This is a genomic window from Cytobacillus solani (assembly GCF_006704205.1).
Taxonomy (GTDB): Bacteria; Bacillota; Bacilli; order Bacillales; family Cytobacillaceae; genus Cytobacillus; species Cytobacillus solani.
Map to the genome: position 1 here is coordinate 5,078,385 of NZ_CP041305.1, position 18,346 is coordinate 5,096,730.

Below are 18,346 nucleotides of genomic sequence, written 5' to 3' on the forward strand. Positions count from 1 at the left end.
TAATAATTAAAAAACTATTAAAAAAACCCTTCGCTCCAAATTTTTTTTTATAAAAGTGTGATTATTACCATAGCTACAAACATGATTGTCAGATATTGTAGAGAGTATACAAACATTAAAGTTGCCCATTTAATATCGTCATTGAATTTTCTTGCATATATCCCAGTTGCGATCCATCCAATATTTAACAATGTCGCAAGAATTAAGAAAGGCAATCCTAACTCAGGAAGAAAAAACGGGAGCGGCAATAATGCTGCAATCCAAATATAAATATGACGCTTAGTAGTTTTAAATCCTTTTATAACAGGAAGCATTGGGACACCGGCTGACCGATATTCCTCTACTCGTCTCATAGCAAGTGCATAAAAATGAGGCGGCTGCCAGAAAAACATAATTAAAAATAAAACCCATGCGATAATATCAAGATTTGCGTCTACAGCAGCCCAGCCAATTAACGGCGGGACAGCACCAGAGAAACTGCCAATAACGGTATTAGATACATACCTTCTTTTTGACCAAATTGTATAAGGAACAATATAGCTAAACACTCCAATTAACCCAATGACTACAGCTGTCATTGTTGTCATCATTAAGAAAAGAGTTCCAGCTATAATTAATAGGAAGCTCATTGCTGCAACTTTTGTTGGATTCGCCTTGCCCGTAACAGTTGGTCTTTTCTTTGTTCTTTCCATTAAAGGGTCAATATCTCGATCTATGTAGTTATTAAGAGCACATGAACCAGCAATAATTAATCCTGATCCAATTAATGTATAGAACACAAGATCTAAATTACTAAAAAAGCCCTTAGATGAAAAATGCAAAGCAAGCCATAACCCTGTAAAAGTAGTAATTAAGTTTGAATTAACAATTCCAATCTTAATGAGAGAAAGAAAATCCTTCCACGCAGTAGATTTTGGCACTTTATTATCTAGGCGTTGATCATTGTTATCGATGCCTCCATCAATGACAGCCCTCGTATTAGACATGTTTTTATTTCCTCCTTTATCTCTTATCACAAATACACCATTATTCACTACAACTACTATAAAGCATTACAGTTTACATTACTATATTTGCAATAAAAAACGAAGGGTACATCCTTATACATTATGTGTACAATACTTTTCCACTATAGATAACGTAAAAACATTGTAAAATTTTTATGTAGAAAAACAGACCTTCCTCTGTATATTAAATCACACTTTCATGAACTTTTGTGAACATTTTTCGAATAAATTGTGAATTTTTTGTGTCAGCGCATTTTTGTTCTTAAAGAAATGTTGTTTTTCTGCCATAATATAAAAGAGTTTATTCATGTCCTACTTCGATCCACTTGGAGTTACCTAGAATAAGGTATCGTTCATTCAAACACCTATTTAGACCTCCATTCTATTTCTAGCAAACTCTGTAAAAACTTTCAACCCTAAATACTATAATTACAGTGAATAATAATAAAAATATTGAATATCTAAAATATTCCTAGTAGAATCTGAAAAAGCATCTGCTAGTTCTGTTCATTTCATATTAAATTCGATATGATGGGTACGATAAACTCATTCAATGACTTTTTTATTAATAGTTGTCTATTATAATGAACTTAATTTTTAGAAGAAGGTGAATAACTTTGCAACGATCATTGAAATGGCTCGCCGTTTTAACAACAATAGGGATGCTTCTCATATTGTTAGGGGGAGCACTTGTAACAAAAACAGATTCAGGAATGGGTTGCGGTAGATCATGGCCACTTTGCAATGGGGAACTAGTACCTACCGATATCACACCCGAATTAATTATTGAACTGGCTCATCGTGTGGTTTCGGGTGCAGTAGGCTTGATGGTATTACTTCTTTCCGTATGGACCTGGAAGGCAATAGGCCATATTAGAGAGACGAAATTTTTATCATTTACTTCATTCTTTTTTCTGGTACTGCAAGGGTTAATTGGTGCTGCGGCTGTTATTTGGGGACAATCAGACTTTGTTCTAGCCCTTCATTTCGGCATCTCCCTTATTTCATTTGCTACTGTATTATTACTTACCCTCTTAATATTTGAAGTAGACAAAAAATTCGAAGCAGAAAAGGTTATTCTCGATAAACGGATGAAAAGACATATCATTGGTGTTTCTATTTATAGCTATGTTGTCGTATATACAGGAGCCCTCGTCAGACATGTCAATGCGAGTTTAGTATGCCGTGATTGGCCATTATGCATAAACAGCTCATTTGCACTCCCTGGAAACATGCATGAATGGGTGCAAATGGGGCATCGTACTGCTGCTGGCATTATATTTATATGGATTGCCTATATCACTTTTCTAGCAGTAAAGCATTACAAGGACCAAAAGGTCATTTATTGGGGATGGATTATCTCTTTCATCCTTGTCACTCTTCAAGTAATAGCAGGTGCATTAGTTATATTTTCACGTTTAAATTTATATATTGCGCTTGCACACGCATTTTTTATATCTTGTCTTTTTGGGGTTTTGAGTTATTTCATCCTTTTAACTTCACGGAGCAAGAAAAATGCAATGGCACTTGAGGAAATAAAGAATAAGGAAGAAAAAGTTTCAATCCCGCCAGTCACAATCCATTAATGCAAAAAAGCGTTGCAGCAATAGCTGCAACGCTTTTTATTTTGTTAATTCAAGTAATAAATCTCCTGTTTGAATCGCTTCACCATTTGTTACAAAGATATCGCTAACCGTTCCCGAGAATGGTGCTTGTACGGTTGTCTCCATTTTCATCGCCTCAGTGATCATAAGATGATCACCCTTTTCTACTTTTTCCCCTTTTTCAGCCAAAACCTTTATAACTGTTCCTGGCATGGAAGCCCCTATATGACTTTCATTATGCGGATCAGCCTTTATTTTGGAAGCTACCGTTGACTTAATACTCTCATCTTTAATAACAACCTCACGAGGCTGTCCATTTAGTTCAAAGTATACAACTCTATTCCCATCTGCCTGAGGCTGACCAATCGAAACAAGCTTCACAATTAGTGTTTTACCTGTCTCAATTTCTACCTCTATTTCCTCTCCTAATCTCATCCCGAAAAGGAATGTAGGTGTATCAAGAACGGATATATCACCAAATTGTTCTACCGTTTTTATATAATCCATATACACCTTTGGATAAAGCGCATAAGCAAGCGTATCGAACATCGTAACTTGTCTGCCTAGATCATTGAAAAGCTTTTCTTTTATTGCATCAAAATCGACACCCTCTAGCAATTCCCCTGGACGAACCGTAATAGGCTGTTTATTTTTCAAGATTACTTTTTGCAATTCTTTAGGGAAACCCCCATACGGCTGTCCAAGGTAACCTTCGAAAAGCTCCACAACCGAATCAGGAAAATCTAATGTCAATCCTTTGTTAATAACATCTTCTTCAGTTAGTTGATTTTGCACCATATATAACGCCATGTCACCAACAACCTTTGAAGAAGGAGTTACTTTGACAATATCTCCAAACATTTGATTTACACGGGAATACATTTCTTTCACATCGTCCCATTTTTCCCCAAGTCCTACACCCTTCGCCTGCTGCTGCAGATTGCTGTATTGGCCACCAGGCATCTCGTGCTGATATACTTCCGAGTGTGGGGCGATCATCCCACTTTCAAATTCCTTGTAATATTTCCGAACATCTTCCCAATAATAAGCTAATTGTTCGAGTGCTTGAACATTAATATTCGGTTTTCGGTCTGTGCCCTCAAGAGCATAATAAAGTGAATTTGCACTTGGCTGGGATGTTAATCCTGCCATTGAACTAATAGCTACATCAACGATATCTACTCCTGCTTCAATTGCTTTTGCATAGGTAAAGATTCCATTGCCGCTCGTGTCGTGTGTGTGAAGGTGGATTGGAATATTCACAGTATCCTTCAGTTCAGAAATTAATTGATAGGCAGCCTGCGGCTTAAGAAGACCTGCCATATCCTTAATACCTAATATATGAGCACCTTGATTTTCAAGTTCCTTAGCTAAATTTTTATAGTAAGTTAAATTATATTTTGTTTTAGCTGGGTCAGAAATATCACCAGTATAACATATCGCAGCTTCTGCAATTTTTCCCGATTGGCGAACAGCATCAATCGCAACTTCCATTCCTTTCAGCCAGTTTAAACTATCAAAGATACGGAATACATCAATCCCTGCTTGAGCTGACTTTTCCACAAATTCACGGATTACATTATCTGGATAATTCTTGTAACCTACTGCATTCGAACCCCTTAAGAGCATTTGAAAAAGAACATTTGGCATTTTCTCTCTTAAAGTAAGCAGTCTTTCCCATGGATCCTCTTTCAGGAAACGATAAGCAACATCAAAAGTTGCTCCTCCCCACATTTCAAACGAAAACATTTCCGGTAAAAGCTTTGCTGTCGGTTCAGCTATATGTTTAATATCGTTTGTCCTAACTCGGGTTGCTAATAATGATTGATGGGCATCACGAAAGGTTGTATCTGTTAATAATACCTCTTTCTGCTCCTTCACCCAATTTACTAATCCTTCTGGACCATACTTATCCAAAATTTGCTTTGTTCCTTCTTGATAATTATTTGTATAATTTAATTTTGGCACTCTCGGTGTTTCAAAAACCGGTCTTTTCTTTTTTTCGATTCCAGGAAAACCATTTACCGTCACATTTCCAATGTATGTTAACATTTTCGTTCCACGGTCTTTTCGTTTTGGGAACAAAAATAATTCTGGTGTTTGATCAATAAAGGAAGTATTATACTCACCTGTAAGAAATTTCTTATGTTTCACCACGTTTTCAAGAAATGGAATATTTGTCTTTATCCCACGAATTCGAAATTCCTGAAGGTTACGGACCATTTTTGAAGCCGCTTGCTCAAAAGTCATTGCTTGAGTAGATAGCTTTACAAGTAATGAATCATAAAAAGGTGTGATAACTGCCCCTTGGAATCCATTTCCGGCATCAAGACGTACACCAAATCCTCCACCTGAACGATAGGCCATAATCTTTCCAGTATCAGGCATGAAGTTGTTCAATGGGTCTTCTGTTGTTACACGAGATTGAATGGCATAGCCATTAACATGGATATTCTCCTGCGTAGGAATTCCGATTTTATCACCGTGTAAAGGATACCCAGCAGAAACTAAAATTTGTGTATGAACGATATCTATTCCTGTTACCATCTCTGTAATAGTATGCTCTACCTGTACACGCGGATTTACCTCGATGAAATAAAATTCTTCACCTGATACTAAAAATTCCACGGTACCAGCATTAATATAATCCACATTTTTCATTAGCCTTACTGCAGCCTCGCAAATTTCATCTCTTAAATTTGGAGATAATGAAACACATGGTGCAACTTCAACTACTTTTTGATGGCGGCGTTGAACCGAACAATCCCTTTCATATAAATGAACAATGTTTCCATGTTTATCACCGATAATTTGCACTTCAATATGCTTTGGCTTTTCAATAAACTTCTCTACATATACTTCATCATTGCCAAATGCCGCTTTTGCTTCAGATTTTGCCCGCTCATATGCTTCTCTTACTTCGTTAATATGCTTGACGATCCGCATTCCTCTTCCGCCACCGCCAAGTGAAGCTTTAATGATAATTGGGAACCCATGGCTCTCCCCAAAGTGCATTACATCCTCAATACAGTTAACTGGTCCATCACTGCCTGGGATGACGGGGATTTCAGCAAGCTGTGCTTGTGTCCTTGCCTTTACTTTGTCACCGAACATATCTAAATGTTTGGATTCCGGTCCAATAAAAATAATTCCCTCTTCCTCACATCGTCGTGCAAACTGGATATTCTCTGATAAAAATCCATATCCAGGGTGAATAGCATCCACATCACTGCTCTTAGCAATATTTATAATGCCCTCAATATCTAAATAGGCATCAATCGGTTTTTTCCCTTCACCAACTAGATAAGCTTCATCCGCCTTATATCTGTGATAAGAACCCGTATCCTCTTTAGAATAAATAGCAACGGTTCGAATGTGTAGTTCAGTACATGCACGGAATACGCGGATCGCAATCTCGCCTCTGTTTGCTACTAACACTTTGTTGATTGATCGGTTCAAGGAAAACACCCCTAGTTTTATTTTTTGATTTTTCTGGTAATTATTTGTATTGAACGGTCTAGGATCAAACCGTTCTCAAAACCACTTAGATTCTAATTATCTATTTATCTTGCTCTTTTCTAATTCACTTTAATAACAAACATTAAGCACATTTCATTTACGATAACTATACAGATTGCCTGACGTTTTTTGTGAATTTACAGACTGATTGCTATCCTTGTTATTTTTATATTTTTCTTCATAGTTTACAAACATTGACACGTTAACAAGAATCCCCATTGCGAGAGACAGTTGTAAAAGCGATGAACCTCCATAGCTTACGAAAGGCAATGGAACTCCTGTAAGAGGAATTACACCAGAAATACCTGCAAGGTTAATAAATGATTGAATTCCTATCATGCTTGAGACACCAATCGCCAATAAACTTCCAAAAGGATCTTTACACTTTAACCCAATAAAAATTCCTTTTAAAACTATGTAACCTAGAATAAAAAGGACAAAACATACACCAAACAATCCAAGCTCTTCAGCAATTACAGCCATAATGAAATCAGTATGAGCTTCAGGTAAATAGCCTAGTTTTTGAACGCTATTTCCCAAACCCACCCCCTTCAATCCTCCAGCTCCTAGTGCTAAATAAGAGTTAACAAGTTGATAGCCAAAATCAGTGGAAAATGGATCTTGGAAGGCTTCAATTCGGCCCATTCGTACTTTTGTAAAAATCTTATCCTTCATAATCAATACTAATGGAACTACCATGATAAATCCGATTAAACCAAGTTTAAATATATTTTTATAATTCATTCCTGATGCAAATATTATAGTTGCTGCGATAGCAAATATAATGGCAGCAGTACCAAAGTCTGGTTCCATAGCTACTAGAACACACGCAAGAAATAAATAAGCAAGCGGCGGGACAACCCCTCGATTAAACTCATTTATATATGATTGTTTCTTTGCATATACAGCGGATAAATAAATGATAACCGTTAATTTAATAAATTCGGATGGCTGCAAACTGCGCTTCCCTAACTCAAACCAGCTTTGGGCATTGTTCGTAGCTTGTCCAAATACAAATAGTGCAAATAGTCCCCCTAAAGAAAGAAATACCATCGGAATAAGAATTTTATTGCTCAGCATTGCTTTATAAGGAAAAATTGCCATAAAAGTGAATGCAACTGCAGAAATGATTAAGTGAGTCTTTTGTTTATTGAAAAAATAATCGCTGTCAACCTTATTAATTTGTACCGCGGTAACCATACTTGCACTATAGATCATGATCAGCCCAAACACTGATAACATGAGTACAGCAATAACCAATGTGTAATCATATGATTTTAATATTTTTTTTACCATCTAGCCCTCTTCCCTTACTTCTTACATTGATATATTTATTCAACTAAAGCATTAAATTATCCTGCATGAAAGAGAAGATAAATTAAATGTATCATACTAATCATCAAAAATCCACAATAATGTTATACTATTTATAAATGACATAACATTAATTAGGACTTATTTCTCTCCCATTTATACAATGATAAAAAAACTCAAACAATTCGAGTGGAATGTTTGAGTTTTCTTTACCTTTATTTTCTTACGGATGCTTCATGCAGAATAGATAACTCTTTTTCTAATTCAGCTAAAATAGCTTTTCCCTCAGACTCTTCAATTAAGCCAAGCCGGACAGCAAATTCGATTTCTCGAGATAACCCAAACATTTGCGTATCAAGCACTTCCTCATAAAGAGGACATTGAGGCATGGTGAGATTGTCCATCTGCACTTTAATTAATTTTAATATTTTATCTGCATCTGCCTTTAATAGGGCATCTGCTTTTTTCTTATGATCTAATATGGTTTCAGAAGTCAACTTTCAATCCCCCCGTTTCCCGAGCGATTATCCTATCTATAAATTTTATACGTTAAAAGAGAAAAAAGCAAGGATAATACGGTGTACATAGGGAATAGAATGATCATTTTGCAAACAAAAACTAGAAAATACTAAAGTTGTATCTCTCCGCAAGAATTTCAAGTAATTTAATCCCCGCCATACTATTGCCTTTTTCATCTAAGGCTGGACCAAAGATGCCAATGCCATATTTTTCAGGAACCACCCCTAGAATCCCTCCCGAAACGCCGCTTTTAGCAGGGATTCCCACCTTTATTGCAAATTCACCAGAGGCATTGTACATCCCGCATGTAACCATAAATGTTTTACAAATCCGTGCGATATGTACCGGAATCAGCCTTTCTCCTGTTTCTGGATCCAGCCCATTTAAGGCAAAAACCGCACCAATTCTCGCCAATTCAAAGCAATTCATTTCAATGGCGCATTGTTTCGTATAGGTCATCATTAACTCCTCTATATCCCCTTCAACTACTTTGTGCTGCTTCATAAAATAACATAGTGCCCGATTTAGCCATGCTGTTTCAAGTTCGGAATTTGCTACTTCTAAATCATAAGAAACATTCGGTTTGTTCGCTAGGCAGCTTACAAACTGAAGGATACGTTCCCATCTCTCATTCTCACTTTCTCCTTTGATCATATTTGTAACAGCAAGGGCACCAGCATTTATCATCGGATTGAGCGGTTTAGAAGGGATAGATGTTTCTAGCTTTGAAATCGAATTAAACGGATCTCCGGTCGGCTCCATCCCAACTCGATCAAAGACATAGTCTACACCCCTATCTTGAAGAGCAAGCGCAAGAACTAGCACCTTCGAAATGCTTTGCAGCGTAAATTTCCTCATGTAATCTCCTGCATAAATACACGAATGATTCCTCTCATAAATAGCAACTGACAAATCAGACTTATTTACTTTTGCCAGCGCTGGGATATAATCTGCAACTGTTCCTTTTTCTGAAATGGAACGAACTTCATCTACAATTGCCTGCAAATCAGCATTTGATTTACATGTCATTCAGTCTTCCTCCAAACATTTTTACTCATCGTATATTATTTTTCATGTTTCTATCGATTTCATTCTCTCATTAAGTCATGAGTATGACAAATTCCAAAAAAATCTGTATACTTACGGTTGTAATCAATGTTTGTTCTTGTCCCTATTAGGAGGAATTAGTAATGGAAAAAATTATCTTATTTAGCGGGAAAGTAAAATATCCAATCACTCTAGATCCAGGGGTATGGATTTTTGATGATCGACGTGTTGATTTAACTACTTATTTTAATAAAGAAGAAGAAAAAAAAGATGAATTAGAAGAATACACAAAGGAAATTTCCAAGCACTGGGATAGGGAAATTATGGAGGGAGCTATCTTTCCTCCTACTCTGAAAACGGAAAAAAAGTTTGAGAAAGAAAAGGTGCTAACAGGTACATTCGGAATCCCATTTAAACCTTTTTTAAAAAATGCAGAACCGGAGAGTCATGCAAGTACGGTAATAATTGTTTGTGAAGAGGAAGAAATCAGTATTCCAATTGAACAAGCAGAAGAACTAGTTTTAGGTTTTTCTGAAAATGGGAAACCATTGATAGAAGATGGACCTGCATATATTTATTATGGAGATGGTTCCAATAAAGGGAATCCAATAAAGAACGTGAAGGCATTTAGAGTGGAATAAATGGAAAAAGGGCGATGAAAATATCATCGCCCTTTTCTATCTTTACCTAATTGTACATGTAAAAAATGATAGCATCAAAACTCATTTCTACAAAAGGTCCGCAGCTAACTGTGCAAGTCTGGATCGTTCCCCTTTGATGAGCTTAATATGCCCAGAAATCTTTTGATCTTTAAATTTTTCTACTACATATGTTAGTCCATTGTTGAAAGCGTCTAAATAAGGGTGATCGATTTGTTCCGGGTCACCCATTAAGACAATTTTACTGCCCTCGCCAACACGGGTAAGGATTGTTTTCACTTCATGCTTGGTTAAATTTTGTGCCTCATCAATAATAATAAACTGGTCAGGAATACTTCTTCCCCTTATATAAGTTAATGCTTCCACCTCTATTGATCCCATCCCTGCTAAGATGGCATCTAATTCCCCTGGCTTCTTTGCATTAAATAAATACTCTAAATTATCATATATCGGCTGCATCCAAGGTCTAAGCTTTTCTTCTTTTTCACCTGGAAGAAAGCCAAGATCTTTTCCGACAGGTACAATCGGCCTGGCCACAAGCAGTTTCTTATAATATCCGAAATCTTCCGTTTGCATTAACCCAGATGCTAGCGCAATAAGGGTTTTTCCTGTGCCTGCTTTTCCTGTTAGGGTGATTAACGGCAATTCTTTCCTTAATAAAAGCTCCATCGCTATCGTTTGTTGAACATTTCTCGGTTTAACTCCCCATATATGCTCGTGATCAAAAATAAGCCGTTTAACCTTATTTTCCTTTTTATCAACGATTCCAAGTGCAGAAGAGGAAGACCCCAGTAAGTCCTTCATCAAAAGGAACTGATTTGGATATACTGGCGAATGGATTAGAGAAAGTGATAGTTCTCCTTTTTCATAAAAAAGATCCAATTTTTCCTTCGAAATAAAAACTTCCATATATCCCGTGTACAAATGATCGTTTTCAATGACTCTGTCACTTAAGAAGTCTTCAGAATGTAATCCAATTGCATCAGCCTTCACTCTGACAAGCGCATCTTTACTGACCAAAATAACGGTTCGTCCATCTACTTTTTCCCCTTCTTCGAGAGAAAGGTTTTTCGCCACTGCTAATATTCGATTATCATTTGTTTTTTCAACAAAGATTTCTTGTAATTGCTGAAAGGACCGGTGGTTTAATTCAATTCTCAAGCTCCCTCCATTTTCTAATGGAATCTTCTCGTGGAGCTTGCCAGATTCTCTTAAACCATCAATAAGTCTGGATACTTGCCTTGCATTCCTGCCAATCTCGTCCATATATCTTTTCTTGGAATCAACCTCTTCTAATACAACGGCGGGAATTACCACTTCATTTTCTTCGAAAGAGAAGATAGCATTCGGATCTTGTAACAAGACATTTGTATCTAACACATATATTTTCCTCAATTCGATGCCTCCTGCCCCTATTAGATCATCTTAACAGTGGAACGAATAGAACTTTGATTAAATATATGATTTTTCGAATAAAGATAGAAGAAATTTTGCACAATAATACATAAGAAAAGCGAAATGCTAGTTGTGAAGCTTTACCTTTGGAGGCGGATAACATGAAAAAATGGCTAGTTATTTTCACTGCTGTATTATTAAGCGGATGTGGGGTTAATAATGATTCAGTTCAAGAAGGGCAAAAACAAAATATAGTAAATGTCAAAAACAGCACAATTCAAGAGGTGGATCGAACAACCGGACAGGATATTTCAAAACACCTAGTAAATCTCGCCTCAAGCATTCCTAATGTAAATGATGCAACAGCAGTCGTAATAGGAAACTATGCGATTGTGGGAATTGATGTTAATAAAAACCTGGAACGCTCAGAGGTAGGAACGATAAAATATTCTGTAGCCGAGAGTCTAAAAAATGACCCGCATGGAGCAAGAGCAATTATTATTGCAGACCCTGATATAAATGCACGTCTTAAAGAGGTGTCAGACGATATTCAGGCCGGAAAGCCTATACAAGGGATTATGAACGAGCTTGCGGATATTTCCGGGAGATTAATGCCTGAAATACCTGCTGACATCATTGATTCAAACCCCAAGAAAGCAACTGAAGACCCTAAAAAGAAGCTAAACAATAAAGAGGAAAATAATCTTGATGAAAAACAAGAGAAGCATTCAAATTTCCATAAAAATAATTAGAAAAACTTGGCATTCGCAAAGCCTTTCAGCGAATGCTTAGTTTTTCTTATGCGTTCAGAATTTATGGAGATAAATTCTGATTAGCTGAATGAAAAAAGCTTAGTGACTCACTAAGCTTTTTTCATTGCGTCCATCACTTGCTTGTCAAGGCGTGCTGCTGCAACCTTATCATATGTTTTATCGTACTGCGGAACTGTCGTTATCTTTGATCCATAAAACATTACATCCCTTACTTCTTCGATCGTTAATTCGATTAATGCAAGCTTTAAAGGAACACCTTCTAATTTTTCTTCTTTAATCGTTGCCACACCGCTAATCGAATATGTAGACTCATTCGCAATTACATTTATAACTGCCTTGTTATTTTTAATAATATTTTGGATGATTCTAGAACGATTATCAACTGCAAAATAGATCGTCTCTTCATTCTTTGCAAGCGTCCATGAAATTGCACTGACATTGGGACCACCGGACTCATGATCAACAGTTGCCACTGTTACAAATCGTTCCTGCTGCAATTCATCAAACAACGGTTTAATTAGTTTTGGTTCAACTTGATTTGCCATTTCATCACTCCTTCTTCCCCATCATAGTATGCCCCTCCTTAACTTTCAAGACTACAAAAGAAATTCGATATGATGGTCTACATATTATATAATAAAATTAGAGAAGAAAATAAGGATTTCCAGAGGTGCAAAATGAAAGTAAAATGTGTTTTATGCGATAAAATAGAAACGATAGAAAATGAATCTCTTCAAGCAAAGAAACTAAGAAATCGTCCCATACATACGTATATGTGCATGGAGTGCAATGAAAGAATAGCCTACAAAACGCAAAAAAGAATCGAAACAGGTAACTTTAAGCTTTATCAAAGCAAGACTACTGATGATGAATGGTAAATAGAAAAGCGTAAGCTCCTTGATCCCCCTCGGGCATGGTTTGTGATCTCGAGGTCGACACACGACGTCCTGTATGTCAGCGTGGCGCTGGAGCCAGACAATTCCTAAACTCACAAGTTATCCCGAAAAAAACCGCCTGTTCTATAAGAACAGACGGTTTTTTTATTCGGGATAATTCTCATACTTTTCAGGACTTGCATTAATCTGGTTTAGCATAATTTCAATGAGTTCTCTTGGAAAGCGTGCTTTTTTTCTATCTCCAGCATGATCATAGTGGACATAGTACATGACTGCGTCCGTTTCAATTTCAATATTCGATAGTTGATGATCATCTGAAAGCATGCCCCAGAACATTTTTTCTGTATCAGCAGCCGCCGTATCTTCAGGCCTTTCATCACATACAACTTTAATTGTCAGCCAATTGTATAAAGCATCCTGTAATGAGTTCATATGCTCCACTCCATCCTAATATTCTTTTCCTTCAAGTTTTTTTGTCTGATGAAGGCGGATTTTGTAGATAATTAAAATTAAGGCAGCAACGACAAGACCTTCGGCAATTGGTAAGAAGACTGCAAAAAAGGTTAAAATTGTACAACCCAAAATGAGAAAAAGATAAATAATTATTGATTTTGCAATTGGCAGTTTTTTAGCAAATCCCAATTTAAAAACAATAATGCATAAAACAACAATTGTTAAATAAAGAAGCCACATTCCCACTTCAGAATTTTCTTGGACTTTGAATAAAGCAGCGAAAAAAGACAGACTCTCATTTACATCTCCCACTTTTTCTCCTCCCCCTTCATCCCTTAGCTCATTTCAGCATATTTTTTCTTCTTCGTCATTCTCTCACGTTCGTTTTTCTCAAGGATCTTTTTGCGCAGACGGATGGATTCTGGAGTTACTTCACAATACTCATCTTCATTTAAATATTCCAGCGCCTCTTCAAGCGTCATGATACGTGGCTTCTTCATTGTTGCTGTTTGATCCTTATTCGCTGAACGGACATTGGTAGCGTGCTTTACTTTCGTAATATTTACAGTGATGTCATTTTCACGAGTATGTTCGCCTACAATCATCCCTTCATAGATCTCAGTTCCAGCTTCTACAAAGATGATTCCGCGATCCTCTACTTGCATGATACCATAAGTTGAGGCTTTTCCGCTCTCCATAGATACAAGCACACCTTGACGACGTCCTCCAACCTGACCTTGAGCCATTGGCTGATAACTGTCAAATGTATGATTAATGATTCCAAACCCGCGTGTTAACGTTAAGAATTCTGTCGTATAACCAATTAATCCACGTGCAGGTACATTAAACACTAAGCGAACCTGACCGTTTCCATTATTGATCATATCTAGCATTTCACCTTTACGAGCCCCAATTGATTCCATGATCGATCCTGTATGTTCCTCAGGCACCTCGATTTGTACCCGCTCAACAGGTTCACAACGCACTCCATCAATAACCTTAACGATAACTTCCGGCTTAGACACTTGCAGCTCATAGCCTTCACGACGCATGTTTTCAATTAGAATGGATAAATGCAATTCTCCACGTCCAGAAACAACCCATGCATCTGGAGAGTCTGTGTTGTCTACACGAAGACTTACATCTGTCTGTAATTGCGCACGTAGTCTCTCTTCAATTTTACGAGATGTTAAATATTTTCCTTCTCTTCCGGCAAATGGACTGTTATTAACAAGGAAAGTCATTTGTAATGTAGGTTCATCAATTCTTAAAATCGGCAATGCATCTTGATGTTCAACAGGGCAAACAGTTTCCCCTACATTAATATCTTCCATTCCTGAAACGGCAATTAAGTCACCAGCATACGCTTCTTGAATTTCTTGACGCTTTAAACCAAAGAAACCGAAAATTTTCGTCACACGGAAATTTTTAACTGTGCCATCTAATTTCATTAAAGCAACTTGCTGTCCAACTTTCATCGTTCCGCGGAAAACACGGCCAATTCCGATTCTTCCTACATAATCGTTATAATCAAGCAAGGCAACTTGGAACTGAAGCGGTTCTTCTTTGTTATCAACTGGCGCAGGGATATTTTCAACAATCATATCATATAGAGACTGCATGTTTTCATCTTGCTTACTTGGGTCTGTACTTGCTGTACCGTTAATCGCAGAAGCATAAACAACTGGGAAATCAAGCTGATCTTCATTTGCTTCAAGCTCAATAAATAAATCAAGCACTTCGTCAATAACTTCTTCTGGACGAGCAAAGTCACGGTCAATCTTATTAACAACAACAATTGGAGTTAGGTTTTGTTCTAATGCTTTCTTTAAAACAAAGCGTGTTTGCGGCATACATCCTTCATAGGCATCAACAACTAATAATACCCCATCAACCATCTTCATGATTCTTTCTACTTCTCCGCCAAAGTCAGCGTGTCCTGGGGTATCAAGAATGTTAATTCGTGTATCTTTATATTGAATCGCAGTATTTTTAGCCAAAATAGTAATCCCGCGTTCTCTTTCAATATCATTAGAATCCATCGCCCGTTCCTCTACATGTTCATTCGAACGAAAAGTTCCGGACTGCTTTAAAAGCTGATCTACTAAAGTCGTTTTACCATGATCGACGTGAGCAATAATGGCAATATTACGAATATCTTCTCTTAATTTCAAGGAAGTTCCTCCTACCTGTATTTAACAATTTAGAGCATTTCTGCTTTCTTACGTACAACTGAAACATTATACCATATTTAAAGTGGAAACTTAAAAGTTTTTTGTGTAAAATATAAAGCAAGATAAATAAAACGCTTTATTTTCTATGTTATCCACCGTAAAATCATTTTTATTACATACTGCTTCATTTGAGGGGGTCCAAAATTTGAAGAAAATTAAATGGCCATTATTAGCTTTAGCGATTCTCGCAACACTATGCATAATGGGAATTGGGATAGCGGTGGCAGAAGAAAGCATCATTGGGATCTTTGCAGCAATTATTGGTTTAATTGTAGCAATGGGATTTGGTTTCAAAACTAAGAAGAAAATGAGAGAAAATGGAATACTATAAGAATCGAAAAACGGAGGCGATTATACAGCCCCGACAAGCATAAGGCAAGCTGGATGGAAGGTCGTTCTTAAAACTTCTAGTCGGCTTTTCTAGACCCAAGAGGGGCTAGGAGCCGGAGATAGACAAAAGATGACCAGCGAAACAAAGACTGGTCATCTTTTTTTATTAGTTTATGAACTTTTACCAATTTCCCTCATTTAGATATTTGTTCATTACCTCTTGATGAAGTCCCGGTTTAGAAATAAATAATGAATTGTTCTCCAAGAAATTGATCGGCTCTCCTTTTAGAGTTGTTGCTATACCACCAAGCTCTTCAACTAATATGATTCCCGCTGCAATATCCCAAGGGGCTAGCCTTAACGAAATGTATGCATCCATTCTTCCTGAAGCGATATATGCCATTTCTATAGCTGCTGAGCCGTAGGAACGCGTACCGCGCGCGTGCTTTACAAGAGGTGCTAAAAGGAGCGGATTAATTCGTTTATTTTCAGTCACCCATGTTGCATTTATTCCAATAATTGCTTCATTCACTTGGACTTCTTGTAAAGATGGAAGCAGAAGATCGTTAAGGTATACTCCATTTCCCCTGATGGTATGATATAACTCGTCATGGACAACATCATAAATTAAACCGACATGACCAATCCCATCTTCATAAATTCCAATTGAAATCGCAAAATTTCTTTGCTGATGGATAAAATTCATCGTCCCATCTATTGGGTCGATAATCCAAACAATCCCTTTTAAATCACTGATTTGATCTCCAAACCCTTCCTCCCCAAGGATTTTATGATCTGGATAGTGTTCCTTTATTTTTTTTATAAAAAATTGTTCCGTATTTTTGTCAATATCCGTTACTAAATCATTTGCATTTGATTTTGTTTCAATGGTTAGTGTTTTACTAAACGATTGCTTAATCCTTTGTCCAGCTTCCAATATCCAAGACTTAGCGTTACGATCTATCTCTTTCCACTTAGTCATCCGATTCCCTCCGAACTATTTTCACCAAGATTGTTTCATTGTGTCAGATACTTATTTTGAGTGAATTCATTTATGAAATAACAATAGCTTAAATGATAAAGAAAATTGCTTCAAGCATTATCCTCTCCTGCTGGGCAAAATAATAAACGAACCCCTAATTCCTTCTAGGAGTTCGTTTTTATTGGTTAAGTCGTATTTCATTATACATGTTTCTCAATCTTTCTCCTTTAACATGATTAGACCATTTTCTAAAGAGCTTTCAGTCTTAACAATTCCTGTCTGATTCTTTCCAGCCTTTGCTTACTTTTTGTTTTCATTTCTTCATTTTCAGTATTCATCGCCTCAAATAAAGTAGCAAGCTCGTAATCCATCTCCAACCGTAAAACTGCAGTTCTTTCTTTTTCTCCTGGACTGTTCTTAACCGAGTTCATAAGTTGTTTCATTGACAATACACCCCTTCCAAATAATCTTAAATTTTATTTCTTCTGATTATTTTTACTATTATATTATGAGGAATCTTGTTTACTTGCAACAAATTTGTGCGATTACCTATTTTTACATAAGATTTTGTAGAAAAGCATGATGATTACTGTTTTTTTGCAAGTATGCTACAATATTTGACAGAGCTTGAAGGAGGTTTTTTACATGGCATTTACTGGCTTTACAAATACTGACTTTCTCACTTTTACAATCGAAGGTTTAGAAGAACGTATGGATGCACTAAAAACGCATATTAGGCCAAAGCTTGAGGAATTAGGTCAATATTTTACACCAATGCTTACAGTCGAGACAGGGGATGAAATGTATACACATGTTGCCAAACATGCTAGAAGAACAAAAAATCCGCCAAATGATACTTGGGTAGCTTTCGCTAATAATCCTAGAGGCTATAAAATGCTTCCTCATTTTCAAATTGGTTTATGGGAAACTCACGTATTTATTTGGTTCGCCCTCATTTACGAGGCACCGCATAAACAAGATTTCGGAAAAACGTTAAAAGCAAACCTAACTAGGGTTTATGAACAAACGCCTGCACACTTTGTTTGGTCCATTGATCACACAAAACCATCTGTCATTCGTCATGGTGATTTAACGAAGAAAGAGTTACAGGAAATGTTTGTTCGTCTACAAAAGATTAAAAAGGCCGAAATCCTTTGTGGAATAAACCTTCCAAAAGATGAAGCGATTAAAATGGCTCCTGAGGATTTTCTTGCAACAGCTGAATCTGTATTTAAAGAATTAATACCTCTTTATAAAATGGTGTAAACCACCTAATTTTTTTCTAATAAAACCTCCTGACTTGGAGGTTTTATTATTATCGTTATTTCATTTTTATTTTTCCTCCTGATTCAGCAGCTTTGACAGCATTGACCGTTCGGTATGAAGAAAATCCGCTCACCTCTTCAAATTCGTCACAGATCCTTCGTTCCTGTGCTTTCCCAGGGACAATTTCCTTAAAGCGGCGATAGGCATCTAGAAAAAGATCCCGATCCACTCCTCTACTATACGCTTCTTCGACTTTTTGGAAGTATTGGATGACATCAATTACTTCATCTGTCGACCAGTCTGTTTCAATTGGATATTGAAATTCCATTTTACCCCCCCCTTATGTAA

Annotated in this window: 19 protein-coding genes; 6 read left to right on the top strand and 13 right to left on the bottom strand. The window is 36.8% G+C overall.

The window, feature by feature from the left end; genetic code table 11:
* Positions 1-47 precede the first annotated feature (47 nt).
* Complete coding sequence (cyoE, locus tag FI644_RS25510) at positions 48-986, bottom strand: heme o synthase (protein WP_053475464.1); 939 nt, start codon at positions 984-986, stop codon at positions 48-50.
* Positions 987-1,624: 638 nt separating this feature from the next.
* Here cyoE and FI644_RS25515 point away from each other — a divergent pair.
* On the top strand, positions 1,625-2,593 hold the full coding sequence (locus tag FI644_RS25515; protein WP_053475463.1) for a COX15/CtaA family protein: 969 nt from the start codon (positions 1,625-1,627) through the stop codon (positions 2,591-2,593).
* A 36-nt stretch (positions 2,594-2,629) separates the two neighbouring features.
* Here FI644_RS25515 and pyc read toward each other — a convergent pair whose 3' ends face one another.
* The 4 genes from pyc to glsA all read right to left on the bottom strand — a co-directional run bounded on the left by pyc (position 2,630) and on the right by glsA (position 8,992).
* Positions 2,630-6,070, bottom strand: coding sequence for a pyruvate carboxylase (gene pyc, locus FI644_RS25520; protein ID WP_053475462.1), 3,441 nt, complete (start codon positions 6,068-6,070; stop codon positions 2,630-2,632).
* Positions 6,071-6,223: 153 nt separating this feature from the next.
* Positions 6,224-7,426 carry an FtsW/RodA/SpoVE family cell cycle protein gene (locus FI644_RS25525; RefSeq protein ID WP_053475461.1) on the bottom strand — a complete coding sequence of 401 codons (1,203 nt, stop codon included), beginning with the start codon at positions 7,424-7,426 and terminating at the stop codon, positions 6,224-6,226.
* A gap of 233 nt (positions 7,427-7,659) precedes the next feature.
* On the bottom strand, positions 7,660-7,941 hold the full coding sequence (locus tag FI644_RS25530) for an Fpa/YlaN family protein (protein ID WP_053475460.1): 282 nt from the start codon (positions 7,939-7,941) through the stop codon (positions 7,660-7,662).
* A 121-nt stretch (positions 7,942-8,062) separates the two neighbouring features.
* Positions 8,063-8,992, bottom strand: coding sequence for a glutaminase A (gene glsA, locus FI644_RS25535; RefSeq protein ID WP_053475459.1), 930 nt, complete (start codon positions 8,990-8,992; stop codon positions 8,063-8,065).
* A gap of 161 nt (positions 8,993-9,153) precedes the next feature.
* Here glsA and FI644_RS25540 point away from each other — a divergent pair, with 161 nt between their 5' ends.
* Positions 9,154-9,651: a hypothetical protein gene (locus tag FI644_RS25540; protein ID WP_053475458.1), complete on the top strand. Its 498-nt coding sequence runs from the start codon at positions 9,154-9,156 to the stop codon at positions 9,649-9,651.
* 87 nt (positions 9,652-9,738) lie between these two features.
* Here the strand turns inward: FI644_RS25540 and FI644_RS25545 are convergent, their stop codons facing one another.
* The gene (locus FI644_RS25545; protein ID WP_053475457.1) at positions 9,739-11,064 is read right to left on the bottom strand and encodes a PhoH family protein; all 1,326 of its coding nucleotides are present in this window, start codon (positions 11,062-11,064) and stop codon (positions 9,739-9,741) included.
* A gap of 161 nt (positions 11,065-11,225) precedes the next feature.
* Between FI644_RS25545 and FI644_RS25550 the strand changes: the two genes are divergently transcribed.
* On the top strand, positions 11,226-11,816 hold the full coding sequence (locus FI644_RS25550) for a YhcN/YlaJ family sporulation lipoprotein (RefSeq protein ID WP_053475456.1): 591 nt from the start codon (positions 11,226-11,228) through the stop codon (positions 11,814-11,816).
* Positions 11,817-11,926: 110 nt separating this feature from the next.
* Here the strand turns inward: FI644_RS25550 and FI644_RS25555 are convergent, their stop codons facing one another.
* A complete protein-coding gene (locus FI644_RS25555) occupies positions 11,927-12,382 on the bottom strand; it encodes a pyridoxamine 5'-phosphate oxidase family protein (protein WP_053475455.1) in 456 nt (151 codons plus the stop codon).
* A 132-nt stretch (positions 12,383-12,514) separates the two neighbouring features.
* On the opposite strand from FI644_RS25555, the gene FI644_RS25560 reads away from it, so the two are divergent.
* The gene (locus tag FI644_RS25560; RefSeq protein ID WP_053477498.1) at positions 12,515-12,715 is read left to right on the top strand and encodes a YlaI family protein; all 201 of its coding nucleotides are present in this window, start codon (positions 12,515-12,517) and stop codon (positions 12,713-12,715) included.
* A 162-nt stretch (positions 12,716-12,877) separates the two neighbouring features.
* Here FI644_RS25560 and FI644_RS25565 read toward each other — a convergent pair whose 3' ends face one another.
* Genes FI644_RS25565 through typA form a run of 3 tightly spaced genes read right to left on the bottom strand, consistent with a single transcriptional unit; the run spans position 12,878 to position 15,360 of the window.
* A complete protein-coding gene (locus FI644_RS25565) occupies positions 12,878-13,165 on the bottom strand; it encodes a hypothetical protein (RefSeq protein WP_056683994.1) in 288 nt (95 codons plus the stop codon).
* Positions 13,166-13,180: 15 nt separating this feature from the next.
* Positions 13,181-13,498, bottom strand: a complete 318-nt coding sequence (locus tag FI644_RS25570) for a YlaH-like family protein (RefSeq protein ID WP_056683993.1) — start codon at positions 13,496-13,498, stop codon at positions 13,181-13,183.
* Between the two features lie 23 nt (positions 13,499-13,521).
* Positions 13,522-15,360: a translational GTPase TypA gene (typA, locus tag FI644_RS25575; RefSeq protein ID WP_053475452.1), complete on the bottom strand. Its 1,839-nt coding sequence runs from the start codon at positions 15,358-15,360 to the stop codon at positions 13,522-13,524.
* Between the two features lie 205 nt (positions 15,361-15,565).
* Here typA and FI644_RS25580 point away from each other — a divergent pair, with 205 nt between their 5' ends.
* The gene (locus FI644_RS25580) at positions 15,566-15,751 is read left to right on the top strand and encodes a YlaF family protein (protein WP_053475451.1); all 186 of its coding nucleotides are present in this window, start codon (positions 15,566-15,568) and stop codon (positions 15,749-15,751) included.
* Between the two features lie 180 nt (positions 15,752-15,931).
* Here FI644_RS25580 and FI644_RS25585 read toward each other — a convergent pair whose 3' ends face one another.
* Complete coding sequence (locus tag FI644_RS25585) at positions 15,932-16,732, bottom strand: inositol monophosphatase family protein (RefSeq protein WP_053475450.1); 801 nt, start codon at positions 16,730-16,732, stop codon at positions 15,932-15,934.
* Between the two features lie 248 nt (positions 16,733-16,980).
* Positions 16,981-17,175, bottom strand: coding sequence for a YkzI domain-containing protein (locus tag FI644_RS25590; protein ID WP_053475449.1), 195 nt, complete (start codon positions 17,173-17,175; stop codon positions 16,981-16,983).
* A gap of 202 nt (positions 17,176-17,377) precedes the next feature.
* On the opposite strand from FI644_RS25590, the gene FI644_RS25595 reads away from it, so the two are divergent.
* The gene (locus tag FI644_RS25595) at positions 17,378-17,998 is read left to right on the top strand and encodes a YktB family protein (protein ID WP_053475448.1); all 621 of its coding nucleotides are present in this window, start codon (positions 17,378-17,380) and stop codon (positions 17,996-17,998) included.
* Positions 17,999-18,053: 55 nt separating this feature from the next.
* Here FI644_RS25595 and FI644_RS25600 read toward each other — a convergent pair whose 3' ends face one another.
* Positions 18,054-18,326: a UPF0223 family protein gene (locus tag FI644_RS25600; protein ID WP_053475447.1), complete on the bottom strand. Its 273-nt coding sequence runs from the start codon at positions 18,324-18,326 to the stop codon at positions 18,054-18,056.
* Positions 18,327-18,346 lie beyond the last annotated feature (20 nt).